Below are 24,856 nucleotides of genomic sequence, written 5' to 3' on the forward strand. Positions count from 1 at the left end.
CGAAAATAGTAAATAACGTAAATATAGGTCCGGCAAAAGGAGATGTCTAACATGGCTTTTATTTGGGAAGCGATTCTTATGGTGTTTTGCGGGTTCCTCCTATTGAGGGTATCTGGACGGAAATCAATCGCACAAATGACCATTACTACAACCATCGTTATGATTTCAATTGGGGCTATTATTGTACAGCCAATTATTGAAGATAGTGTTATAAAAACAATTATAACCATTGCCATTTTTATTGGCATTCTTGTTTTGATTGAATACCTCCAAATGAAATTTAATACCCTTGAAAAACTCTTTACCGGAAAAGCGATATCCGTGATTGAAAATGGGCAAGTAAATACAAAAAACTTAAAAAAAATCCGCTTAACGATCGATAAACTAGAAATGCAAATTCGTCAAAATGGCATTTCAAGTATCGATGACATTAAAAATGCAACAATTGAACCAAATGGTCAATTAGGCTATGAACTTATGCCTGACGCTCGCCCATTAACAGTCGGGGAATTTAAAAAGCTAATGGGATCGTTGCAGCCACCTTCACCAGATAACACTAGAAGCCTTTTCCATGAGGTTCAAACGAAACAACATCCTACACCAAACAAAAATAAATTTAAGTAACTAAAAAAGAACCTAACTGCTAAAACAGCAATTAGGTTCCCTCTCTACTTATTCACCAATCATCTCAGCTACATGATCTTGATTTTCATCAATCCATGCTTGTGCAACCTCTTCAGGTGCCATACCGTCTTCAATGTCAATGATCATTTGTTCAACATCACTAACATCAATGTTCCAATTGCTTAAGAATTGATAAGCATCTGGGGCTCTTTCCTCTAGATCATTATTTGCAATGACATGTACTTCTGAAGCAACGAAATACCCTTTTGTGTCTTCTAATACTTTTAGGTCATAGTTGACAAACATTGGGTGTGGACGCCATCCGAAAAAGACAACTGGTTCTTCATTTGCCATCTGGCGAGACGCTTGTGCAAGCATTCCACCTTCACTTGAAGAGACATGGTCCATGTCAAGACCGTAATCTTCAATCAGTTCACGTGATGTCATCGTTGCACCTGCACCTTCTTCAATACCATAAAACTCATTGCCAAATTGATCTTCAATACCGATCAAATCTTCAACTGTATTAATGTCTTCGAGATATGTTGGAACAACCCAACCAATATCTCCATCAGGATAACTTACTGAAATACTTGAAAGCTTATCCCCAAATTGTTCCATATAATTCTTATGCATATCCGGTAACCATGCATCCATAAACACATCTAAATCTCCACGTGACAAACCAGCATAAACACCGCCTGCATCTGCACTTACTTCTTCAACTGAGTAACCCATATCCTCTAAAATTAACTTCGCTACTTGAGTTGGAGGTACAGTACTTGACCATGGTGTAACACCAAATGTAATCGTAGTATCTCCACTACTTGAATCGGTGTTCCCTTCCTCAGTCGCACCACAAGCAGCCACTACGGCTAAAATTAAAGCTAATAATGATAATTGTAATATCTTTTTCACGTTTCTTCCTCCTATTTATGCTTTTTGTCCTACACCTTGTGTAATTCGGTCTAAAATGATGGCTAACACAACGATTCCTAATCCACCTGTTAATCCAAGCCCAACATTCACACTAGAAATTCCAGCAAGAACCGTTGAACCTAGTCCAGGTGCCCCAATCATTGAAGCAATAACTGCCATGGATAACGCCAGCATGATCGTCTGATTGACCCCTGCCATAATCGTCGGAACCGCAAGCGGTAATTGGACTTTCAAGAGCATTTGTTTCGATGTTGCTCCAAATGCATGTGACGCTTCAATCAATTCTTCAGATACTTGTTTAATCCCAAGTGTCGTCATCCGTACAGCTGGTGGTGTTGCAAAGACAAAGGTTGAAATCACCGCAGGAACACCACCGAGACCAAATAGTAGAATCGCAGGAATTAAATAGACGAAACTAGGTAATGTTTGCATGAAATCAAGTACTGGGCGTAACAATTGGTCAACTTTTTTATATTTTGCACTTAAGATCCCGAGTGGAATACCGACTAGGATTGAAAAGATCGTCGCGACTAACACAATCGCTAATGTTTGCATCGCATCAGCCCATAAATTGACTGACCCCAAGTACAAGCAACCAAATAAGGTAAAGATGGCGATCCCTCGACTAGCAAACTTCCAAGCTAGTAAAATTAAAATGACTGTAATCACCTCAGCAGGAACCCATGTTAAAATCGATTCAACCCCGCCGATGAAAAAGCCAATAATGGCACTGATCACATCAAAGAATCCACCTAATACTGGAATTAACCATTCATTAACAAAAGTATTCGTCCATTGTTCAAGAGGTAAATCGAAATAATTCATTACGCGATCACCTCTTCTTTACGATTTGTTTTTCCTAAATCTAGTCCAGCTAGAATCGATGTTTTCACAACTACACCTATTAATTTATCGTCCTGAACCACCGCAATCGGATGTTTCGTGTCTGCCGCGACTCCAAACAATTGGTGTAACGGCGTGTTCGGTTTAGTAGTAGCAAAATCATGTACTAACAGGTCCTCTTCCCAGGACGACTGATTCATCCCTTCGACTGCTTTATCATAGGTTAATAGACCTTTAAGCTGCCCTTTGTCATCTACGACAAATATGCTTGACAACTCAGCTTCCTGCATTTTTTTCACCGCAACACTTGCACCTTCACTCCAAGTAACAACAGCTTGAGGCTTTGTCATCACATGAGCCGCTTCAAGGACTCTCGAACGATCGACATCGTTCACAAAGCTAGCAACATAATCATTAGCAGGAAACTCTAGTATTTCCTCAGATGTCCCGATCTGTACGATCCCACCATCTTTCATAATTGCGATACGATCCCCTAACTTAAGAGCTTCGTCTAAGTCATGGGTAATAAATAATATTGTTTTTCCTAACTTTTTTTGAAGATATAGAAGTTCATCTTGCATCTCTGTTCTTATTAATGGGTCGAGGGCACTGAACGCTTCATCCATCAATAGGATATCGGTGTTGTTCGAAAGTGCACGTGCTAATCCGACACGTTGTTGCATTCCCCCACTTAACTGGTCCGGATAACTATCCTCATACCCAGCCAGACCTACATCCTCAATTGCTTGTCTCGCAAGTTTTTCTCTCTCTTCTTTCGGTACATGTTGAATTTCTAAGCCAAATTCAACATTTGCTAGTACCGTCCGATGTGGAAACAAGGCAAATTTCTGGAACACCATACCAAGTTTTTTTCGTCTCATCTCTGTTAGAGACTGCTGGTCAGCTTGTGCAATATCATCGCCGTCGATGAGAATTTCACCACTTGTCGGTTCAATTAAGCGGTTGATCAGTCGTATCAGCGTGGACTTCCCACTACCTGAAAGACCCATGATGACAAAGAATTCACCTTGCTCCACTGTAAAGGAAGCATTGTTTACACCAACTGTCATCCCTGTCTCTTCAAGAATTTGATCTTTCCCTTCACCATTTTTAACTCGTTCTAACCCTTCTTCAGGGTTAGAACCAAAGACTTTTGTAAGATTACTTACTTCAATTTTCTTCATATGTCTCTCCTTTAAATTGTCAACTACCTACGAATCCCAATTTGTCTTCCGACCTCTTTTGGAATTTCTTTCTTTTTATCTCTTTTTGCGATCTCCTTAACATATCCATTGACCTGCTCTGGAAACGGTGCTGGACGCCCACTTGTTTCATCGATTCCCATCACCATTTGTTCACTAGTAGCCAACCGTTCGTCGCTCTCATTTTTTAGTACAAAAAAGAGATGTAAGCGTTTGGCGTCATGGTCGATTAATTGGAGTGTCACTGTAAGTGGTTCTCCTTCGTGAGCCTCACGTAAATAACAAATATGATTTTCTAATGTAAACATCGTATAATGATGCACTTCACGTTGCTTAGCATCTAATCCAATCTCTTCCATAAGTCGATCAATAGCAAAGCTAAATACTTGAGCATAAGCAGCATCATTCATATGGCCGTTATAATCCACCCACTCTGTGCGTACGTGTTCAGTTAGTAAGCACTCATTGATCATGATTTCTTTTCTCCTTCGTTTTCAGGCCAATATTCTTTCACAAGATCGATTAACTTCACAAGAAATTCATCGCGACGCTCTGCAAGTTCTGACACTGGGCGTCCATCCGCTTGCTGTTCACAACCTTCAACGACCCGCTCAATGAGTTCATCTGTCAGTTCTGGAGCTTCAAGCTTTGTCCATGGTAGCTTAAGAGCTGGTCCAAACTGTTGTAGCATATGACGCATGCCTTGGTCTCCTCCAGCAAGGTGGAACGTTAAGAATGGCCCCATCTGCGCCCAACGTAATCCTGCACCGTACACAATTGCTGCATCAACTTCTTCTGTTGTCGCAACTCCATCATTGACTAAATGAAGGGCTTCTCGCCAAAGGGCCTCCATTAGACGATCTGCAATGTGACCATCAATTTCTTTTTGCACGACTAATGTGCGCATATCAATTGACTGGTAGAAATCAGTTGCTTTTTGCATCGTTTCTTCCGTTGTCCTTTCACCTGCAACCAATTCTACTAATGGTAATAAATAAACAGGATTAAACGGATGAGCAACAATCACTCGTTCAGGTCTCTTGCAATCTTGTTGTAAAATCGTTGGCTTAATACCTGATGTACTTGAGCCAATAATCGCACCTTCTTTTGCATGTTTATCGATTTCCGCTAATAAGCTTCGTTTGAGCTCCTCACGCTCAGGTGCATTTTCTTGAATCACATCAGCATCTTTGACAGCCTCAGCAAGGTCCGCTTCAAAACGAAGACGATCTTTCGAAGCCCCAGGCTTTAAACCGATCTTTTCTAATGAAGGCCATGCACGATCGACAGCTGCTCGCATGCGTTCTTCTGCACCTTCAGCAGGATCTGTTGCGACGACATCATAGCCTTGTGCTAAACAACGTGCAATCCATCCGTTTCCGATTACTCCAGTTCCTACTACAGTTACTTGTGTCATTATTGATCTCCTCCGTGCGGTTTTTTCAGTCCAAGGTGTTGGCGAGCCTCTTGTGGTGTCATCGGTTCTGACCCAAGGCCTTGAATTAAGGTTGCTGCCTTATCAACTAATTGTTCATTACGAGCAAGTACACCCTTTTCTAAATAAAGGTTATCCTCTAATCCCACGCGTACATTACCGCCTAATAAAGCAGACTGAACAGCGATCGGAATTTGTAAGCGCCCGATACCAAACGCAGACCAACTTGCATGTTCTGGCAGACGATTTCTCATGCCAATGATCGTTTCTGCATCCGCATCAGCCCCCCATGGGATTCCTAAACAAAATTGAAACATTGGCTTCCCATCGATTAAGCCTTCTTGCACAAGTTGATTCGCAAAACGAACATGTCCAAAGTCAAAACACTCTAATTCTGGCTTTACACCACTTTCTTGGATTAGTCTCGCTTGACGCCTTAACCAGTCAGTTGGACTAATGTAAATTTGTTCACCAAAGTTCACACTCCCACAATCTAATGTGCAAATCTCTGGTAACAGCTCACCAATCGGTTCATGACGCTCCTCTGGCGTTTGAATATCAGTTCCAGCACCACCTTTTGTTGGATCGTCGTTACTTGGGATCCAGTCACCACCACCGCCTGCAGTTAAATTGATAATCACATCTGTATTCGCTTCGCGGATCCGCTCAACAACCTCACGGAATAAATTCACATCGTGGCTTAATTTCCCTGTTTTCGGATCACGAACATGGATATGAGCAACCGCTGCACCAGCCTTTGCTGATTCAATCGCTGATTCAGCGATTTCTTTTGGTGTAATTGGTACGTGAGAGCTTTTTGCTGTCGTATCCCCAGCTCCTGTTAAAGCACTAGTAATAATAATTTTTTTTTGCACAACTCTTCCTCCTTGATTGTTTGTATTCTAGCCGTTGTTCGAGTCGGCTCCATCCTCTGTTTGTGATAATAACCGTTGGTAAATGCGTTGTTGCAAATCTTCATCGATATATTTTAAACCTAATAACTCAGACAGCCACAGCCCATCTACGGCTAAGCGTAAAATTGTAGCGTTAACCGGATCAATTCCATCGGCCTCAATTTTTTCTTGCCAATCTTCATAGGCTTTTTGAATTGGACCTAATAATTTCGGGTCCATCGCCAGAGCAACTAAAAAACCCGCATTAATATCAAGGTTAGAAAACGTTTGTTCATACGTCTCCATAACAATGGCTCGCGTCCACTTCCCTTTTTCACCAGTGTCTGCTTCTGCTCGCTGCTTAATATTTTCAACATAGTCATCAATAACATGCTCGACCATCGCTGTTACTAGAGCTTCTTTTGATGGAAAATGGTAAAGCAAGCCGCCTTTGCTTACGCCTGCCTCTTTTGCAACTGCATCTAGCGTTAAAGAAAATACACCTTTAGTTTGGACAATTCGAGACGCTGCTTCGAGAATCTCGATATATCTCGATTTTTTTGGCATTGGTTTATACCTCTTCACAATTTTTTAGTTTCAAAGTGTACCGTTCAGACGGTTAAGTTACGAATATAACTTTACCAACCAGACGGTCCAGTATCAAACCGTATATCGATAAGAATGAACTAGTAAATTATCGAAATATAAGATTTGACCAACACTAATCAAAACAGAAAGTAAATTTTTAGCGATTTTTCACTAAAAATCACGTTAAATCGATAACAGACAACAATTTTCGCGTGACTATCAAAAAAATAGCTTATAATTAGCATGGACAAATTCGTTCATAATAGCCGATAAATAAACATTTTTTTCTAGGAAAGGTAAATTCATAAAAGCTTCCTTTCGAATATAAAAATAGTGTGATACTATTTTATGTACATTTAAGGAAAGATGGATGCTCATTGTTTTGGAGAAAGGATATGTTTGCGAAATGATTGATTTATTATGGCAATATACTTTAATTTTTATAATGGCTGCGACACCTTGGCTTGAAATTTTACTTGTTATTCCAATCGGTATTGGAATGGGATTACATCCTTTTTGGGTCGGCGTCGTTTCATTTGTTGGGAACTTCTTGCCCGTTTTGTTTATCGTGTACTCACTAAAAAAAATTCAGCACTCGAACATGTACCGTCGCTGGAAACAGAAACGTGAAGAAAAAAAGCAGCAGAAAGAAGCAGCAAAACAACTTGATCGAGATGAAACCATGGATTCAAATGATGAACGTGCTCATGCCGAAACTACCGAGTACGAATCGAATCATCCGAATGAAGTTGAAAAGAAATTATCAAAACAACAACGTGCTTTTTTAATTTTTCAAAAATACGGATTACCTGGGTTAGCCATACTTGGTCCATTTATCACCGGGATTCACCTTGCTGCGATCATTGCTTTAACGCTTAAGGCTGATAAGCATAAGACAACCATATGGATGGGGATCAGCTTACTGTTATGGACAGTCTTTTTGACAATTGCAAGTTATTATAGTATCGATTGGGTTTCAACATGGTTTTCTTAAGGTGAATGCATGGATAAAAATTGGCCGATTTCGCTTGAACATGGAGAATATGAAGAAAATCTTGAGCTTGCCATCAGCGATGTCACTATCTTTACCACGTACCAACATCGACAAGTTTCCATAAAACAAAGAGGGCAAACCGCTCTCGGTTGCCCCCTTTAGTAAGCTCATGATTTATTTAAAATGATTTTGCTTACCTCATATGCACTTGAAAACGACAATTCTGATAATTGCCCTTGGCCTTCACACCAATCTCCAGCGAAAAATGTATTACGTAGATCCGGAAAACAGATCGGCATCGCTTCTTGATTCATGTTCCACTTCACTTCTTGTACAACAGCACTTTTCGACACTCGCGGAACAGCTAAATTCTCTCGCCACCCGCTAAAGTGCTTATCATATAGCGCTTCAATTTTTTCCTTATAGGTATCAAGGACTTCTTTGTCACCGATCTCATCTTCCTTTAAGTATGCAATCGCTTGTAATAATTGCCCGCCTTCTGGAATACACGTCTCATCATAATATGAAATATCTGTGATAAACATCTGATTTTTTCGGTCATAAATGTAAGTAAACGGGCTCTCCACTCGTTTGGAAAGACCAATATCATAAACAAATACTTTCGATGACTTATAAGCAGCATAATGACTAAGTAAATTCTCTATCGCTGTTTCAGAGAATACTTTAACCAACTCTTTTGGTGGAATGGCGAAAACAAATTCACGAGCATCATAGATATGATCCCCACTCTGAATTTGCTTTACCCGGTCTTGTTCAACAACAACGTTTTGTACTTTCGATTTTTCAAAAATCTCGCCACCATTCGCTTCAATCACACGAACAAATTCAGAAATTAGCGATTGCCAACCCCCACCAATATAAGCAACCGGTTTGTTTGTCGTAAAGATTCGCTTATAGTATTGGAAGAATACTTCAGATGGTATTTGTTCTGGTTCACTTGTGAAAAAGTTTGAGGAAGCAAGCGTTAGCATCATTTTCTTTACATCATCATTGATGTTATGTTTTTCTAACCACTTACCAATCGAGAGATGTGGTTCCCCAGAATCAATACTTAGCATCGTCTTAAATACTTCCCACGCAAATACCACTTTCCCCGGACTTGAAAGAATTTTGGTTTTAAAAAGGCCACGTACATTTGATGGAACATGACTTAATTCAGTTCCTGAGTCATACCTTGCTTTATAGGGGTTAAAGTCTTTCCATTCGATATCTAGCTTTAACTCTTTTTCAAACGTTTTCAAAATTGACGTATCTCGTCCGTAAATGGCATGTGCACCAAAATTAAAATTAAACCCTTTTATCGGTAACGTAACAGCTCTTCCTCCTAGTTTCCCTCGTTCTAGTAAGGCTACCTTTTTTCCATGAGACGCTAAATAAGCAGCTGATGAAAGCCCTGCCAATCCTCCACCAACAACGACTACATCATAGTGCTTTGTTTGATTATCCATAATGACCTCCAGTATGTAATCCTTTTCATCTGTGTCTACATAAACAGGATGACTTTACACTATATTAAACTTATAAATAGTAAAATCTAATCCTATGATATTATGATATAATTCTGAAATCAAATCAACGGCTTTTCATCGTTCTATTAAAATATTTTTCATTACAGTTCCCGAAAACAATTTAGCTCTTGTTTCACATGATGATTCCAGCATTCTCTGTTCCTACTGCTATACCCTATCTCTACAAGTATATTTCCTGGAAGCTCTAGCATAAATAACCATTATATTAAAAAAAGCAAAGGAACTCTCGCCTCGTAAAGTTCCTTTGCAAATTATGACTAGCCTACCTCTGAATCGTTAGCAGAACAGATACTAATATAAGCACGATTCCAATCACATTCCACCCTGTTAAAAGATCACCAAAAATGATCACACCAACAGCAATCGCAACAACTGGTTCAATCGTTGAGAGAATGGATGCTTTACTTGATTCCACATACTTCAAACCAAGCGTATAAAAAATATATCCTAAAACGGTCGCAAACAATGCCAAACATACACCATATATTAGGACACTTTGTTCCGTAAATACTTCCGCTTTTTTCCATAATGCACTCGTCGGGATAACAAACAGCGCACCTAAAAGCATCGAATAAAAAGTTATCGTTAATACGTGATAGCGTTGGCTGACGAACTTTCCAAAAATCGAGTACAACGCATAAAACAAACCAGATCCGATTCCCAAAATTAGCGTCCAATAACCAATTGATAAGTTCCCTCCAGGAATCAATCCAACCGTAAATCCACAACCAATCAGGACGACAAACAACGCAAGGAGCTTTTTGACCGTAAATGATTCTTTAAATACGAATTTAGACATCAGTGTCACAAAAACTGGGGCTGTATATAAGAGAACAACGGCAATGGAGAGATTTGCATGCTCCATGACTGTAAAAAAACAATAGTTAAAAAATGCGATACTAACAACACCAGTTCCGACAAAATAAGGAAAATCCTTTCTTTTTATTTTGAAAAGATCTCGATTATATCCTAGTAAAAATAGAGCGAGCAAGATGGTTGAAAATGACAGCCTAATACCAACAACTTCCCAAGGTGTAAAGCCAAATGTATACAGATGTTGAACAAATAACCCTGTAATCCCCCACAAACTAGCACCAAGGATCACGAATACATATGCTAAACCTTTCGACATCTCGTCTCCCTCCTTTCTTTTATTGCAAACAACTGCCATTGTAACAAGTTCTATGAAAAAAATATAGGTTATCCCCTTTTGAAGAAACAATCAGCCCTCGATTATTTTCTACCAACCAAACGACTGGAAACAGTTCATCCAAGACAACAACTGAATAAATCTAGTATAATACAAGAAACGACAAAGCATAGGAGTTAATGCACATATGTATCGAAATTTAGAAGAGAGTATTCTTGATTTAGAGAAACACGGTCATTTAGTAAGAATTAAAGAAGAAGTTGATCCTTACCTTGAGATGGCTGCTATTCACCTTAAGGTTCATGAAGCTGGTGGTCCTGCCCTTTTATTTGAAAATGTTAAAGGGACAAACTACCAAGCCGTCTCAAACCTTTTTGGAACTGTCGAACGCAGTAAATTTCTATTTAGAAAAACATGGGACTCAACGCAAAATGTAATCAGCTTGCGAAATGATCCTATGAAAGCTATCAAAAATCCGTTTGCGCACCTAAACTCAGGGATTGCCGCTTCAAAGGCATTACCTAAAAAATCGAACAGCTTACCGGCTGGCACAAAAGAAATTTCAATATCTGATTTACCACTGATTCATCACTGGCCTGATGATGGCGGGGCGTTTGTCACCTTACCTCAAGTTTATACAGAAGACCCAGACAAGCCTGGGATTATGAATTCGAACCTAGGGATGTACCGTGTCCAGCTTAGCGGCAATGACTATGAAATGAATAAAGACATTGGTCTTCACTATCAAATTCATCGTGGGATTGGTGTTCATCAAGCGCGAGCAAATCGACAAGGTCAACCATTGAAAGTGAGTATATTTATCGGCGGACCACCGGCACATACGCTATCCGCGGTGATGCCTTTACCAGAAGGGTTAAGTGAAATGACATTTGCAGGGCTCTTAAGTGGGCGACGTTTTCGCTATAGTTATGTCGATGGGTACGCGATTAGTCACGATGCAGATTTTGTCATTACAGGTGAGGTTCATCCTGGTGAAACAAAACCAGAAGGGCCATTTGGAGATCATTTAGGGTATTACAGTCTAACCCATGAGTTTCCTGTGATGAAGGTACACAAAGTGTACGCACGAGAAAATGCGATTTGGCCGTTTACAGTTGTTGGTCGACCACCTCAAGAGGATACAGCTTTTGGAGCGATTATTCATGAGTTAACGGGTGATGCTGTAAAGCAGGAAATCCCTGGTGTCAAAGAAGTTCATGCCGTTGATGCAGCGGGTGTACACCCATTATTATTTGCGATCGGTAGCGAACGCTACACACCGTATCAAAAAGTGAAACAGCCTGCAGAACTTTTAACCATTGCCCATCGTATATTGGGGACAGGCCAATTAAGCCTTGCCAAGTATTTATTTATTACAGCTGAGGACGGAGAGCCAATTGATACGCACCATGAAGTTGATTTCTTAACGTACATTTTAGAGCGAATCGACCTCACTCGTGACCTTCATTTTCATACAAACACGACGATTGATACGCTTGATTATTCAGGTACAGGGCTAAATAAAGGCAGTAAAGTTGTAGTCGCAGCTTACGGTGACAAAAAACGTGACTTATGCACGGATGTCCCCGAGGAGCTAAAAGAATTACGTAACTTCAATGGTGCTCGACTTGTCATGCCTGGGATTGTTGCGATTGAGGGGAAGGCTTTTACCGACTATCAAGTAGCTGCGGGCGAAATGAACGCATTCACGGATGCGATCAAACAGAGAGGTTCACTAGACTCATGTCCTATGGTCATTGTTTGTGATGATAGTCAATTTATGAGTGAGAACATCAATAATTTTCTCTGGGCGACATTCACTCGTAGCAATCCTTCACACGATATGTACGGTGTGAACAGCTTTTATGAGCATAAGCATTGGGGCTGTGATACGGTCATCATTGATGCTCGCATCAAACCACATCACGCACCTCCACTGATTCCAGATCCAACGGTGGAAAAAAAGATTGAACGGTTATTTACAAAAGGTGCAAGCTTAGCTGATGTAAAGGTCGATTAACCAAATACAAAAACCACTGTTTGAATACTAGTATCGTTCAAACAGTGGTTATTTGTATTTTTACTATACAGTCGTCTATCATCACATCTTTAACCCTAATTCTTCCGCGCGTTTTGAATGCGTATATAAACCCCATTCAGAAACCCCTTTCCGGGTCATTGCTTTTTTGATTAACTCAATTTCGGTGTACATACGCTCAGACAACACATGTCGATCAATATTTCTTTTTATTTCTACATAAAAGTCTGCTAGTATCGGTAACGGTAGTCGCTCATAAAAATTATCTCCCGTATCCAATGCAATTCCTCCTTCACATGTGCTTTTATACGAAAGCGCTTACAGCAGTATAGGGGGTGTGTCTCAATTAATAGTTTTGACAATGAGCAACAAAAACCCTTTTTTTCTCTACTAAAATAGTACTAATGGTCCCTTTCTCACCTACAAAGCGTTAGATGGACTCACATTTTTGGCGACATCATTTTTATTACAAAATGCGTGAAAACGGACAACAGCCTTCATTGTACGTTTTCACGCATTTTGGAAAGAATTCTTTTCACTTCCGCCAACTCTTCATCCGTAATCCCTTGTCGAACCGTTTCATTAAACTCTTCTGTGATCGGGATGACACTGTCCCCAAGTTTTCGACCAGATTCAGTTAAATGCAAACGCTGAGTGCGCCGATCATTCTCACAACATTTTCTTGTAATATAGCCTTTTTGCTCAAGATTATAGGCCATACGTGCTACATTGGTTTTGTCTTTATCTAATTGTCTTGAAATTTCATTTTGCGATTGTCCATCTCTTTCCCACAACAGCATCATAACCAAATTTTGTTCTGGTGCGATGTTAAACGGTGCTAACTTCGTCTTTACAAAACTTGTTAAATGAAGATCTGTTTGATGAATAAAGATACTAATATAGTCCTTAAAAGATAACTTCATGCGATCACCATCAATTAATTTATACTATTTTTTCCATTTTAGTATAGTAAAAATTTCACAAAGAGTCAATCACTTCAAGGAGAACAACGTTCGTTTTCAAATCATGGACTCACATTTCATTAAAAAATAGGGATTGTTACGAACAATCCCTATACCTTACATTTTAATTAAAATTCTTTTGCAAGTGATTCAGCTTTCTTTAACCCTGCTTCAATAATTTCTTCAGCTTGGTCAGGAGCTTGGTTATGACCTTCAACAATCACTGTTGAAATATCTTGTACGCCCCAAAATTGAAGTAACGTATTCACTAAATTCACAGCCATTTCAGCGGATTGAGCAGGACCCTCTGAATAAACACCACCACGAGCATTGAGAAGGGCTACCTTTTTGTCTGGAATTAGGCCAACAGGACCATCTTCAGTATAACGGAACGTTTTACCCGCTTGTGCTAAGTAATCTAAATATGTGTGTAAAACAGCCGGAATCGTCATATTCCATAGTGGGAATGCGAACACAACTTTATCAGCTGCTAAAAACTGATCTAAATAAGAAGTAACAAGATCTGCACCTTTCGCTTCAGCTGCTGTTAATTCTAATCCTTGTGCTGTTTTGAACATGCCATTAATCATATCGGCATTGTAATATGGTAAATTTTCTTCAAATAAATTTAGCTCTGTAATTGTATCTGATGGATTCGCTTCTTTATAACTATCAACGAACTTGTGATAGAGCTTAACACTTACTGATTGATCAATTGGTCGATCATTTGCTTTAATAAATAATACATTTGCCATGTTTAAAATCCTCCGTAAAATGATATTTTATAAAGTTGTTATAGCAACTATTTGCTATGAAAGAGATTCATAACAATCAATATGTTCCGGAACCTTCTACTCCATTAAAATCACGAAATAATAGTTGCTACACATACTAATTACATGAGTTAGTATAAATAATTGAATTTACGTTGTCAACGAGAAGCACTTCCAGAGTAAATCAAAACTACCCCATGCATGTTAAAGATTAATGTGGTTAGTTTCCAAAGGATCGTGACACCAGGTAGGATACATGATCGGGAAGTATAAACGTTATACACTTTCAATTTACCTATATTTTACCTCATTCAACTTTTCAGTTTATCTCTGTATAATAATCGTAACAACCTACAATCAGAATACGAAAGGGGATAGAGATAATGGGGCAACCCGTGATTGATAAAACTCAAACGAGAAAGCGACCAATTTTGATTACGTTTATCGTTGTTCTTTTTATCATAAGTGGTCATTCAATCTACGGTTATGTAAAACCACTTCCAGAAGGTATATCATTTGAAGGCGAGGTTCATGAGAATCAAGAAGTTGAATTTTTAGTTGATCTCACCTATCCTACCGAAGATGCTTTGCAACATGAGCAAATGATTTTTGAACGGATTTATTCTATTATTAAGGATGCTGAGAAGTTTATCCTCTTAGATATGTTTCTATTTAATGATGAATATGACCGTACAGCAGATTTCCCATCGCTCTCAGACGATCTTACAGAGCAGCTTATTACAAAGAAACGAGACAATCCAGAAGTGGAGGTCATCGTCATTACAGATCCAATCAATACCTTTTATCACTCGTATCCCTCTCCATTGATTGAAAGATTACGTGATCACGAGATTGAGGTAATTCTGACAGATTTGACATCGTTACGAGATTCTAATCCAGCTTATACGGGGGCATGGCGTACATTCTTTCGCTGGTTTGGAACCTCGGAAAATGGTTGGCTCCCAAATCCTTTTAGTCCCGACTCTCCAGATGTAACGATCCGTTCTTATCTTGAATTGTTAAATTTTAAGGCGAATCATCGCAAAGTCGTGATTTCGGAACAAGAAGCCATCGTCACATCAGCTAACCCACATGATGGCAGTGCCTATCACTCTAACATCGCTTTTGCGCTTGAAGGAGAGATATTAGAGGAGCTAATCGAATCAGAAAAAAGTGCTGCAGTTATGTCAGGAGCTAATGCTGATCGATTTGAATCACTGACTCCAGTACACAGTGAACCTACTAATGAAGACAACGGTGGGGTTCACCTGCAATTACTAACGGAAGGGATGATCAAGAAACACCTTCTCGCTGCGATCGAACAAACCGGTGGAAGTGATGCGATTTCAATTGGCGCCTTCTATCTTTCGGACCGAGACCTCATAGCAGCCATACTTGATGCATCTTCCCGTGATGTTACGATTCGAGTCCTTCTTGATGCAAACAAAGATGCATTTGGCAGAGAGAAAAATGGAATACCTAATCGTCCTGTCGCCCATGAGCTTAGAGAAAAAAGCGACCAGCAAATCCAAGTTCGCTGGTACAACACATCTGGCGAGCAGTACCATACAAAGCTAGCGATCATTGATCGTGTAGAAGAGGTCGAAGTGTTCGGCGGTTCGGCAAATTTTACGAAGCGTAACCTAGATAACTTTAACCTTGAAACAAATGTAAAGCTTATCGGTACTAACGATGATGATGTTATTCGCGATATCGATCACTATTTTGAGCGGTTATGGAACAATGATGGCGGGGAGTATAGTCTTGATTACGAGACATACGCCGATGGCTCATCAATGAAACAGCTTTTATATCGATTTCAGGAATGGAGTGGCCTCTCGACCTTCTAGCTACAATAACAAGAAGGCTTTATCATTGCATGTAAAACATAAAAAGACATATACTATCCTTGGATTTATAGCTATGAAAGGGGTCTATCTATGGGGCAAACGATTTCGGGTAAGACAGCACTCGTAACAGGTGCTGGAAAAGGAATAGGAAAAGAAACAGCGCTCGCTTTAGCGAAGGAAGGCGTCAATATCGGCTTGTTCGCTCGAACGGAGGAAGATTTACAACAAGTAGCATCAGAAATTAAGGAGCATGGGGTAAACGTTGCCTATGCGACCGTTGACGTCTCTTCACTTGACCAAGTCGAAAAAGCAGTTGGTGACATCACAAGCCAACTTGGCTCTTTTGATATTTTGATTAATAATGCTGGGATCGGGAAGTTTGGAGGCTTTCTCGACCTTACCCCTGATGAGTGGAAGCAGATGATTGACGTAAATTTACTCGGCGCTTATTATGTCACCCGAACTGTTCTTCCTCAGCTTATCGAAAAGAACAGCGGTGACATTATCAATATTGCCTCCACAGCGGGTCAAAAAGGGGCACCTGTTACAAGTGCCTATAGTGCATCAAAATTCGGGTTGTTAGGCTTAACTGAATCTTTAGCATTAGAGGTTCGCAAACACAACATACGGGTAACCGCCTTAACCCCAAGTACTGTCGCTACAGAACTGGCATATAAAGCAAATTTAACGGACGGCGACCCTGAAAAAGTGATGCAACCAGAAGACTTAGCTGAATTTATTGTCGCTCAGCTTAAACTGCACCCGAGAGTGTTCATTAAATCTGCAGGCCTTTGGTCGACAAATCCATAACAAAAAAGACACAGGTGAAAACGTTTCATCTGTGTCTTTTTTTTACAATTCAATCGTGCCATAATTCGATTCGCTCTTCAACATTCTTATGTTGATTAACATCCCACCATTTTACTACCATATAAACCTTCTCAATATCCTCTCGGGTCACTGGCTCGCCTTCTTCATTTAAATATGGCCCTCCATCCACCGTACCTATCGAGTGTTCAGCGATATTCCCCCCGTGCCCGCTAACTGAACCTCCATGAACTCGCTGTTCCTTATTCCCAATCATGACCGTCGTGTAAAAAGAAAAGAAATCGGTATGGTATTCATCCGTACCCTTCATATGAAGAATTCCACTCCCTGCCGCAAACGAATCAGGTGTGATTTCCATTTGATAACCTTCAAGTTTCCATCTTTTACTCTCACCTACAAAAGAAAAGTAATCGTGCCGGAGATCCATTTGAGTCCCACACCCTGACACGAACAAAAGCAAACTGATGATGGCTAGTAAAGCCCGTATATCGATAGATCGTATATTCATATGTCCCCACCCGTCTTTGTACAATAACTATCCCATTCATTCCCATCATTCTATCAGCTATTCAACCGTCCTACATGAATGGCGAAAAAGTAAAGGTTCTAATTCTTTTAATGTTGGCATAGCCATGGTATCTTTGTTCATGAGGACTCTCTACTTGTTTGTTTTGTTGGCCAAACACTACTTCACAATAAGAAACTGGTATTTTTGTCATCACTTTGCCGAAATGTCGTTAAAAAGTTGTTGTTGAACTGCTGATAGAGAACTCACTCCTCGATTCGTGTAACTTCCATCCCGTACCAATGGAGATACCCACAGCGATTACACATTAACGTTGTTGAAGATTCATTAAGCCAATCCAGATCAAAAAACGTCATCCCTCTCGTATTTAATAAAGCATCTCCTTTTTCAAAACGGTCATGCTTACATTGAACACAAAGGATTTGATCACCATGCTTAGCACGATATTTTTGGTTTTGTCTCTCACGACCTAAATCCAATTTTTCTGCTCTTTCTTCGCCTTCTTTTCGCATCCGTTCTAATTCTTCTTTGCTATAGTACAACGAAAACACCTCCAGAAAAAATAGACTGTACGAATAGGAATTATTCCCTTACGTACAGCCCTTACAAAGCGATGTTACTAATCGTCAAAACCGATCATAAATTCATCTGGGTGAGGGCCGAAACGTTCATTTTTATTCAACCCATCAATCTTTTCCATATCTTCTTTTGATAATTCAAAATCAAACACATTTGCATTATCGATGATGCGTTGTTCTTTAATCGACTTTGGAATCGTAACGACTTTATTTTGTAAATCCCAGCGTAGAATCACTTGCGCCTCGGTTTTCTGATGCTTTTTGGCGATCGCTGAAATCGTTGGTTCAGTAAGAAGTTCCCCATGCTTTAACGGTGACCATGCTTCTAATTGGATCCCTTCTTTTTGACAAAAGCTTAATAGTTCCTTCTGTGTTAAATGTGGATGGTATTCGACTTGATTGACCATCGGTTTAATTTCTGCCTCACTCATTAACTCTTCAAGGTGATGAATTTCAAAGTTACAAACTCCAATGGCTCGAACCCGACCATCTTTATAAAGCTTTTCAAGCGCTTTCCACGTGTCCTTGAACGTGTCTTTTCCTGGCCAATGGATTAAATACAAGTCCAAATAGTCTAAATCAAGTCGATCTAAACTTTTATCAAAGGCTTCAAGAGTCTTCTCATATCCATGGTCACGATTCCATACTTTCGATGTGATAAATAGCTCGTCTCTTGGAACACCTAATTCTTTAATCGCTTGTCCAACACCTTCTTCATTTTTGTATACCTTTGCTGTATCAATACTCTTATACCCATGTTTCAGCGCAGCCTTCACAGCTTCGATCACTTCTTCGCCTTCCTCAACCTTAAAGACCCCGAGGCCAAACCAAGGCATTTCCACTCCATTATGTAAGGTTGTCGCATCTTGTAAACTTCTAGGCATGTTAGTTCCCCCTTTTCTGCTTACCTCGTTCTAGAACACCTTTTTCTAGAAACGTGTAGCATCCTGCCACACTATAGCAGCAGGATACCCATGACTAGTTTATCATTGTTAAACCTGTAAGAAAAATGATTCAATTCTTTCTCTTTCTTACTAGCCTAACCTCGCTAACCAAGTGTCTTTGATAAGATCAAGAAGGAACGCAGATACCCATGGCATTAACCCTAAAAATAGCACAATCCCCATGATGACCATAATCACACCGCCAACTTTCATAATCAGTTGACCACGTCGAACAATCCACCTTGTCGAACCAAGGAAAAACGTTAACACGAGAAATGGCAATGAAAAACCGACTACATACATCATCGTATAAAAAATTCCTTGCGCAGGGTTACTCGCAGCTAACAGTAGAATTGAGCCAAAAATCGGGCCGATACATGGGGTCCATCCAGCTGCAAAACCAAGTCCAACAAAAAAGGTACCTACATAACCTGCTGGCTTTTTCGAAAAATGAAAACGCTTCTCTTTCATCAGCCATGTAATCTGGAGCCATCCTCCTATAAATAAGCCGATAATAATAATGAACAGACCTGCTACTCGTTGCAGGAACAGACCTGTGTCCCCGACTAATAAGCCCTGAATCCATTGCCCGAAAAATGACGCACTCGCTCCTAAACTGATAAATATCGTTGATACCCCTAATAAAAAGACGACTGAATGACTGAGGAGCTGACGCCTCACTTTCGGTTTATGCTCTCCCTGCAAATCCTTAACATTAATTCCAGTAATATATGATAAATATGCTGGGAAAATCGGTAACACGCATGGCGACAAAAATGATAATGCCCCAGCTCCAATCGCTAGTAACATTCCAACAACTAGCATTGTATCTGCTTCAATTCCTGTCATGATAATCTTCCTTTCTTTTACAAAATGCCCTCTTAAACACTGCAACCCCCGAAGCCCCCGTCTGTAAACTTCCTTACTTACGATAAAACAGAAATATTAACATCTCGTTAAGAACAAAAAAAATGATCACACTTATCCATAGTTTTTTCTCGTCCACATTATGACCTTCTAAATGACCAAAGCACGATAAAAAAGCATTCCCAAATAATTAGTAGGAATGCTTTTTATCGTAATCGTCAAATATCAACGAGTTATTTAATATACTTCATCGCCCCCCAACTCCCACAGAAAAAATTTCTTGAAACCACTCGCCCCTGAATTAATTGATCTTTAACAAGTTGTCTACGCACTCGTTCGTTGCTGTGAATTCTTCTTTTCCTTCTTCCTTTTCCAGAAAACGATATAACCTGCACTAATCCCTAAAACAACAAGAAAAACAGCTAAATAAGAAGTAATTTTTCCTGCCACTTCTAAATCACTAATATTATTTGGAATAAAGGCAAAAAGAAATGTAAAGAACGTCAGGATGCTAGGCAATAGCTTGGCATCCCTTTTTGAAAAAAACTCATCTTTTGCCACATAAATCCCAAGAAAGTGCGCAGTCACTATCGTCGTAAAGAGGGCCATTGTCCATATCGTCATCGCCAGTGATTCCAAGCGCTCAAAAAAACCGCCTGGCACTTCAATTTGTTTAGCTAATTCGATCATTGGAAATGTTATCTGTTTAACCGTCTCTATTGTAAATACAGTATATGAAGCAATCGTAACGATGACGAAGAAAAAAATAAGCACCACACTCGCAAGATAAAGCGGGATTATGCTAATATCTTTCTCCTTCATTTTAGTTAAAATAATAAACATCAAGGGAATGACTCCAATAAAAGATAGAAAAGTAGCTGGGACTCCTCTAAAGATAGGGAGAATGCCTTCAGCTAATACCGGTTGAACTTGCTCAAACTCCATCTCACCAAGATTGGCTAACACTAGTACTAACATCACAAAAATAATAATCGGTATAAATAGCGCATGAATATGCACAATTCCTTGTAGTCCTTTACTTGCACCATATGCACTTAAAAGCAAGATGACGGATACGATCACTTCCGATGGAGTTTCTGCAAGTAAGTATAATTTCACTGCGATGGAAAGAATTCTTGCTACAAGCCCCACTAAAAGGAGACAGTAGATCACAATCAAAACACTGTATAGTTTTGCAAACCATCTTCCAAGATGACCTTCCCGGAAAAATTGGATGAGATGTTGATCTGGAAATTTCTTTTGTAAACGAACATAAATCGTAAGCATAATCATCATTAACAATCCAGATAAGATGATCGAAATCCAACCATCTGGTGTGTCCATTTCTTCAGATAACGTTCTTGGTATCGTTAGTATCGCACTTCCAAATGCAGTTGAAACATAAGTCGCAGCGATCTCTGCTTTTGAAATCTGAAAATCCTCTCTATGCATCGACTTATTCCTTCCATTTTATCGGGCTGATTAACAGTATTTTGCACGTATCGTTTTGTACCTATTCATAAATGAAATTTCTATTGCTACTTGAGCTGTGCTAAAATAAATAACGTTATCCTTTTCCATGATTAGCAAAGGCTGACATTAAACAGAGACTATCATCTGAGTTGGAGTGATTATATACCCTATGAAATTTAAAAAAGAATTATCGATCTTATTTGCAACCATGTTTCTTGTCATGGTTGGCTTTGGAATCATTATTCCAGTTATTCCTTTTTATGCAGAGGAAATGGGAGCCTCCCCGACACAATTAGGGTTACTAATGGCGACGTATTCCTTCATGCAGCTTGTCTTTGCACCAATGTGGGGACGAGTTTCTGATCGCATCGGACGAAAACCAGTCATTATGATTGGAATCTTCGGCCTGGCGTTATCATTTTTCTTACTTGCTGTATCAACAGAACTTTGGATGTTATTTGCAGCTCGAATCATCGGTGGCTTTCTGTCTGCTGCTAATATGCCGACAGTCATGGCTTATGTAGCTGACATAACGTCCGAAGAAGACAGAGGAAAAGGGATGGGGATTATTGGAGCAGCGATTGGACTGGGCTTTGTATTTGGTCCAGCGACCGGAGGGGTTTTTTCTGAAATTAGCTTAGCGATGCCTTTCTATGTGGCAGCAACCTCCTCTTTTATTACTCTTTTCCTTATCTTTTTCATGTTGAGAGAATCATTACCACTTGAAAGTAGGCAGAAACGTGCGAAGAAGAAACGATCACTGCGACTGGAACTTCAAGGTCCAAAGTCAATCCTGTTTTATTTACAGCTCTTTGTCTCGTTATCACTCGCTGGCCTTGAAGCCACCTTCGCCTACTTTGCTGCCGAACGAGCAGGACTTGGACCTGTTCAATTAGGATATATCTTTATGATCATGGGACTTGTGGGTGCGATGATTCAAGGAGGTCTTGTAGGCAGGTTAACAAAGAAATACGGGGAAGGCGTTGTCATTCAAGCTGGAATTACGATTTCAGCGATTGGTTTTGCGTTAATTTTACTTATTGATAACTTTGTAACAGCGGCTATCTTTTTATCGATCTTTGGGATTGGGAACGGCCTCATCCGTCCAAGTGTATCATCGTTATTAACGAAAGAATCAACAACAGGATATGGAAGCACAACGGGCTTACTATCGTCGTTTGATTCGTTAGGAAGAATTATTGGTCCACCTTTAGGCGGTTGGCTTTATACGTTTACCATTGGGATGCCCTACCTTTCGGGGATTTTCTTATCCGTTGTCGCCTTATTCCTGTATCGAATCTATGTAGCACGTTCTCATCATTCATCATTGCATCAGCCAAATTAACACCTACACAAAACCCTCGAGTCTGATACTCAGAGGGTTTTGCTTCGTTTATTTTAGCTATGACGATTCGTTTTCTTCTTTTTCTCTCTCTTTGACGCGTTTGGAGTCCCTCCAGATCGTGAATGAGGGTTTGTTTCATTTGCATACTCTACAGCTTGCTCAAGTTTCTTTTTCATCGTAATGTCCTCCCCAAAAAGAAAAGTCATGTTGTTCTTTTTTAGGGTTACCGAATACGTTTCATTCACTCCTGACAAAAACTACATAGGTCGTATAGACTACTGATGTGTATCTCCTCATTCAAGTGATACAAGCATTTTCTCTTTTGGTATATGAAGAAACAAAATGATGAATAATAAAAGATCGATATTCTATACGGAGGTGAATATGTTGCGCTCGAAGAAAATGGCCAATAAGGTACCATATCTTTTGTTGGGTGTGATCCATTTGTTCATCCTTGTTTACACTTTTTATAAAAGTAAAGATAAAAAAAGGCATATCATATTATTATTAAATTATATCGGCTTTGCTTATATATTTGATTACATTGTTGTTTCATTATATAGTGGATATCAGTACCGTCCCAAATTCCTCAAACAAAAACAATTAGATGATATCCTTGGCTCGGTTTTATCTCAGTTTTTTTATGTTCCTGTTACCGCGTTATTTATTACCTCTTTTCACTTAGGATGGAAAGTAAAACTGCTCTTTACTGTTTGCTTTTCCATGATTGAACGACTATTTATCTATTTAGGTATTTTTAAAAACAATTGGTGGAAAACAATGTATACATTTGTGTTGATTTTCATTTCTTTTATAATCAATGACATATGGTATCGCCAGCTAAAAAAAGAAAACCTATTCGTAACAACTATATCATTTTTCAACATGATCCAAGTAACTTGGATGAACATCGTCTTTACGTTTGCTGTTTTACGACAATTACGTTATGGGTCTGATTGGTTTTTCTCCTGGAAGGAGCATTTTAGAGTTGCACCTGCAATTGGATTACTCATCTCACTGTTATTAGCTTGGGGAACACGTATCGGAAGTTGGAGGGCAAAACTGAAACTACTCTGTTCGATGCTAGTTATCGATATGTTTTTAATGAAAGAACAATTATTAAAGGTAAAATCATTCCCCATCTTACTGACCATCTATTTGCTAATGATTTACTCAGCAAGTTATTTTAAGCGCTTAGTCTTTATTGAAGCAAACAAATGTAGATCATGATTGATGAACCTTCTTCATTCAACTTTGACATGGATCTTAGCTACTGCATTGTACCCATACCCTTTTTTATTCCAATGTGGTTCCTGTGGTTGGAGTCGTCCTTTTGAGTCAATTGCTCTTGACTGGATGGTGTACTCACCTTCCTGCTGGACCCTCCAATCGATTGACCACTTACACCATGTGTATCGATGAGTAGGATCGGTTTCAATCAATGCCTCTTGCCATGTATTCCCTTCATCAAAACTGATTTGAACGTTAGTAATTTCACCCTTCCCTGTCCAGGCAATCCCATGGACTCTATGAACACCATTTTTAATAATCGTATAATTCAGTGGATACTGGATCGTTGAATTCACATTTATTGTCGTCACCGGAAAAGGTTTCATTTCACCTTCGTTAGGATAATAAACATAATCATCGGTTTGAAAAGGGCCTTCGAAGGAATGGTCAATAACAGTAATATTTTTTAACCATTTTACAGATGCCATCGCATACCATTCAGGTACAATCAGTCGAAAGGGAAAGCCATGTTTATAGGGAATGGTTTTACCATTATAAGCATATGCAATAATCGTATCCGGATGAAGGGCTTTCGCAAGCGAAAGGCTCCGTTGATAAGAGACCACTTCACCTGTACCTGTTTTCTCTCCAACATCCCAACCTTCGAACACCACTTCTTTGGCTTGCTTTGATAGACCTGTATATGAGAGCAACGTACTTAGTGAGACACCTTGCCATTGCCCCTGACTGATTGCTCCTTCTTCCCATTGTTCACCGTATACACGTGGATCAAATTTTGACCGTTTATTCCCTGCGCATTCAAGAACAACGGTTAAAGTCTTCCGATCCAAGCAAAAGAGTTCATTGTAAGTAAATGTATAAGGATTGATGACTTCACCTGTAATTGGGAGCGTATAGCTTTGCGGACCTAAAACTGGATAAGAAAAATGATTTCGCCGAAAAAAATAATATGAGGGAATGTATTGCTGAGGTAAAAAATGAATAGGAGACTCTTGATTTTCCGGGTCAAGACTTTTTGTGATCAAGTATGGGTATCCTTTATGTGAAGGCATATTCTTCATCACTCCATTAATCTCCAATAATAGTTTACTTATATTAACTGATGAAGAACTTTATTCTGTCCTTTTATCGTATAATCACCCTTTTGAAACTATTTATCCTTAGCAAATGTTTTTAAGACGCCTAAAGGGGAAAACCCCCTTT

26 protein-coding genes are annotated in these 24,856 nt (G+C 39.5%); 7 read left to right on the forward strand and 19 right to left on the reverse strand.

What is annotated here, in order from left to right:
* Positions 1-51 precede the first annotated feature (51 nt).
* The gene (locus tag KH400_RS09270; RefSeq protein ID WP_217224161.1) at positions 52-624 is read left to right on the forward strand and encodes a DUF421 domain-containing protein; all 573 of its coding nucleotides are present in this window, start codon (positions 52-54) and stop codon (positions 622-624) included.
* A 48-nt stretch (positions 625-672) separates the two neighbouring features.
* Here the strand turns inward: KH400_RS09270 and KH400_RS09275 are convergent, their stop codons facing one another.
* Genes KH400_RS09275 through KH400_RS09305 form a run of 7 tightly spaced genes read right to left on the reverse strand, consistent with a single transcriptional unit; the run spans position 673 to position 6,503 of the window.
* Positions 673-1,542 (reverse strand): glycine betaine ABC transporter substrate-binding protein, encoded by an 870-nt coding sequence (locus KH400_RS09275; RefSeq protein WP_217224162.1) that lies wholly within the window; start codon positions 1,540-1,542, stop codon positions 673-675.
* Between the two features lie 15 nt (positions 1,543-1,557).
* Positions 1,558-2,388, reverse strand: coding sequence for an ABC transporter permease (locus tag KH400_RS09280; RefSeq protein ID WP_217224163.1), 831 nt, complete (start codon positions 2,386-2,388; stop codon positions 1,558-1,560).
* Positions 2,388-3,590 (reverse strand): quaternary amine ABC transporter ATP-binding protein, encoded by a 1,203-nt coding sequence (locus KH400_RS09285; protein WP_217224164.1) that lies wholly within the window; start codon positions 3,588-3,590, stop codon positions 2,388-2,390. Before KH400_RS09285 ends, KH400_RS09280 begins: the two co-directional genes overlap by 1 nt.
* A gap of 23 nt (positions 3,591-3,613) precedes the next feature.
* Complete coding sequence (locus KH400_RS09290; RefSeq protein WP_217224165.1) at positions 3,614-4,081, reverse strand: thioesterase family protein; 468 nt, start codon at positions 4,079-4,081, stop codon at positions 3,614-3,616.
* On the reverse strand, positions 4,078-5,025 hold the full coding sequence (locus KH400_RS09295; RefSeq protein ID WP_217224167.1) for an L-carnitine dehydrogenase: 948 nt from the start codon (positions 5,023-5,025) through the stop codon (positions 4,078-4,080). Before KH400_RS09295 ends, KH400_RS09290 begins: the two co-directional genes overlap by 4 nt.
* The gene (locus tag KH400_RS09300; protein ID WP_217224169.1) at positions 5,025-5,918 is read right to left on the reverse strand and encodes a beta-keto acid cleavage family enzyme; all 894 of its coding nucleotides are present in this window, start codon (positions 5,916-5,918) and stop codon (positions 5,025-5,027) included. Before KH400_RS09300 ends, KH400_RS09295 begins: the two co-directional genes overlap by 1 nt.
* 27 nt (positions 5,919-5,945) lie before the next feature.
* The gene (locus KH400_RS09305) at positions 5,946-6,503 is read right to left on the reverse strand and encodes a TetR/AcrR family transcriptional regulator (RefSeq protein ID WP_217224171.1); all 558 of its coding nucleotides are present in this window, start codon (positions 6,501-6,503) and stop codon (positions 5,946-5,948) included.
* A 427-nt stretch (positions 6,504-6,930) separates the two neighbouring features.
* Between KH400_RS09305 and KH400_RS09310 the strand changes: the two genes are divergently transcribed.
* Positions 6,931-7,518 (forward strand): small multi-drug export protein, encoded by a 588-nt coding sequence (locus KH400_RS09310; RefSeq protein ID WP_217224173.1) that lies wholly within the window; start codon positions 6,931-6,933, stop codon positions 7,516-7,518.
* 167 nt (positions 7,519-7,685) lie between these two features.
* Here KH400_RS09310 and KH400_RS09315 read toward each other — a convergent pair whose 3' ends face one another.
* Complete coding sequence (locus tag KH400_RS09315) at positions 7,686-8,987, reverse strand: FAD-dependent oxidoreductase (RefSeq protein WP_217224174.1); 1,302 nt, start codon at positions 8,985-8,987, stop codon at positions 7,686-7,688.
* A 343-nt stretch (positions 8,988-9,330) separates the two neighbouring features.
* Complete coding sequence (locus KH400_RS09320; RefSeq protein ID WP_217224175.1) at positions 9,331-10,200, reverse strand: DMT family transporter; 870 nt, start codon at positions 10,198-10,200, stop codon at positions 9,331-9,333.
* Between the two features lie 205 nt (positions 10,201-10,405).
* Here KH400_RS09320 and KH400_RS09325 point away from each other — a divergent pair, with 205 nt between their 5' ends.
* Positions 10,406-12,238 carry a UbiD family decarboxylase gene (locus KH400_RS09325; RefSeq protein ID WP_217224176.1) on the forward strand — a complete coding sequence of 611 codons (1,833 nt, stop codon included), beginning with the start codon at positions 10,406-10,408 and terminating at the stop codon, positions 12,236-12,238.
* Positions 12,239-12,319: 81 nt separating this feature from the next.
* Here the strand turns inward: KH400_RS09325 and KH400_RS09330 are convergent, their stop codons facing one another.
* The 3 genes from KH400_RS09330 to KH400_RS09340 all read right to left on the reverse strand — a co-directional run bounded on the left by KH400_RS09330 (position 12,320) and on the right by KH400_RS09340 (position 13,973).
* Complete coding sequence (locus KH400_RS09330; protein WP_217224177.1) at positions 12,320-12,535, reverse strand: hypothetical protein; 216 nt, start codon at positions 12,533-12,535, stop codon at positions 12,320-12,322.
* A 218-nt stretch (positions 12,536-12,753) separates the two neighbouring features.
* Positions 12,754-13,179, reverse strand: a complete 426-nt coding sequence (locus KH400_RS09335) for a MarR family winged helix-turn-helix transcriptional regulator (protein ID WP_217224178.1) — start codon at positions 13,177-13,179, stop codon at positions 12,754-12,756.
* Between the two features lie 167 nt (positions 13,180-13,346).
* Positions 13,347-13,973, reverse strand: coding sequence for an FMN-dependent NADH-azoreductase (locus KH400_RS09340; protein ID WP_217224180.1), 627 nt, complete (start codon positions 13,971-13,973; stop codon positions 13,347-13,349).
* 401 nt (positions 13,974-14,374) lie between these two features.
* Between KH400_RS09340 and KH400_RS09345 the strand changes: the two genes are divergently transcribed.
* Positions 14,375-15,841 carry a phospholipase D family protein gene (locus tag KH400_RS09345; protein ID WP_217224182.1) on the forward strand — a complete coding sequence of 489 codons (1,467 nt, stop codon included), beginning with the start codon at positions 14,375-14,377 and terminating at the stop codon, positions 15,839-15,841.
* Between the two features lie 90 nt (positions 15,842-15,931).
* A complete protein-coding gene (locus KH400_RS09350; protein WP_217224184.1) occupies positions 15,932-16,651 on the forward strand; it encodes a 3-ketoacyl-ACP reductase in 720 nt (239 codons plus the stop codon).
* 49 nt (positions 16,652-16,700) lie between these two features.
* On the opposite strand, the gene KH400_RS09355 is transcribed toward KH400_RS09350, so the two are convergent.
* The 5 genes from KH400_RS09355 to KH400_RS09375 form a co-directional block, all read right to left on the reverse strand.
* Entirely contained in the window at positions 16,701-17,177 is a 477-nt protein-coding gene (locus KH400_RS09355) for a hypothetical protein (RefSeq protein ID WP_217224185.1), read from the reverse strand.
* 263 nt (positions 17,178-17,440) lie between these two features.
* The gene (locus KH400_RS09360; protein ID WP_217224186.1) at positions 17,441-17,737 is read right to left on the reverse strand and encodes a hypothetical protein; all 297 of its coding nucleotides are present in this window, start codon (positions 17,735-17,737) and stop codon (positions 17,441-17,443) included.
* A gap of 77 nt (positions 17,738-17,814) precedes the next feature.
* Positions 17,815-18,657: a glyoxal/methylglyoxal reductase gene (gene pgoN / locus KH400_RS09365; RefSeq protein WP_217224187.1), complete on the reverse strand. Its 843-nt coding sequence runs from the start codon at positions 18,655-18,657 to the stop codon at positions 17,815-17,817.
* 150 nt (positions 18,658-18,807) lie between these two features.
* Entirely contained in the window at positions 18,808-19,566 is a 759-nt protein-coding gene (locus KH400_RS09370; RefSeq protein ID WP_217224188.1) for a cytochrome c biogenesis CcdA family protein, read from the reverse strand.
* A gap of 342 nt (positions 19,567-19,908) precedes the next feature.
* Complete coding sequence (locus KH400_RS09375; RefSeq protein WP_217224189.1) at positions 19,909-21,036, reverse strand: GerAB/ArcD/ProY family transporter; 1,128 nt, start codon at positions 21,034-21,036, stop codon at positions 19,909-19,911.
* Positions 21,037-21,226: 190 nt separating this feature from the next.
* Here KH400_RS09375 and KH400_RS09380 point away from each other — a divergent pair, with 190 nt between their 5' ends.
* The gene (locus KH400_RS09380) at positions 21,227-22,402 is read left to right on the forward strand and encodes an MFS transporter (RefSeq protein ID WP_217224190.1); all 1,176 of its coding nucleotides are present in this window, start codon (positions 21,227-21,229) and stop codon (positions 22,400-22,402) included.
* Between the two features lie 53 nt (positions 22,403-22,455).
* Here the strand turns inward: KH400_RS09380 and KH400_RS25275 are convergent, their stop codons facing one another.
* Positions 22,456-22,578, reverse strand: a complete 123-nt coding sequence (locus KH400_RS25275) for a hypothetical protein (protein WP_281418675.1) — start codon at positions 22,576-22,578, stop codon at positions 22,456-22,458.
* A gap of 208 nt (positions 22,579-22,786) precedes the next feature.
* Between KH400_RS25275 and KH400_RS09385 the strand changes: the two genes are divergently transcribed.
* On the forward strand, positions 22,787-23,632 hold the full coding sequence (locus KH400_RS09385; protein WP_217224191.1) for a hypothetical protein: 846 nt from the start codon (positions 22,787-22,789) through the stop codon (positions 23,630-23,632).
* A 14-nt stretch (positions 23,633-23,646) separates the two neighbouring features.
* Here the strand turns inward: KH400_RS09385 and KH400_RS09390 are convergent, their stop codons facing one another.
* Entirely contained in the window at positions 23,647-24,714 is a 1,068-nt protein-coding gene (locus tag KH400_RS09390; RefSeq protein ID WP_246589488.1) for a sulfite oxidase, read from the reverse strand.
* Between the last annotated feature and the right edge of the window lie 142 nt (positions 24,715-24,856).

This window comes from Desertibacillus haloalkaliphilus (assembly GCF_019039105.1).
GTDB lineage: Bacteria > Bacillota > Bacilli > Bacillales > KJ1-10-99 > Desertibacillus > Desertibacillus haloalkaliphilus.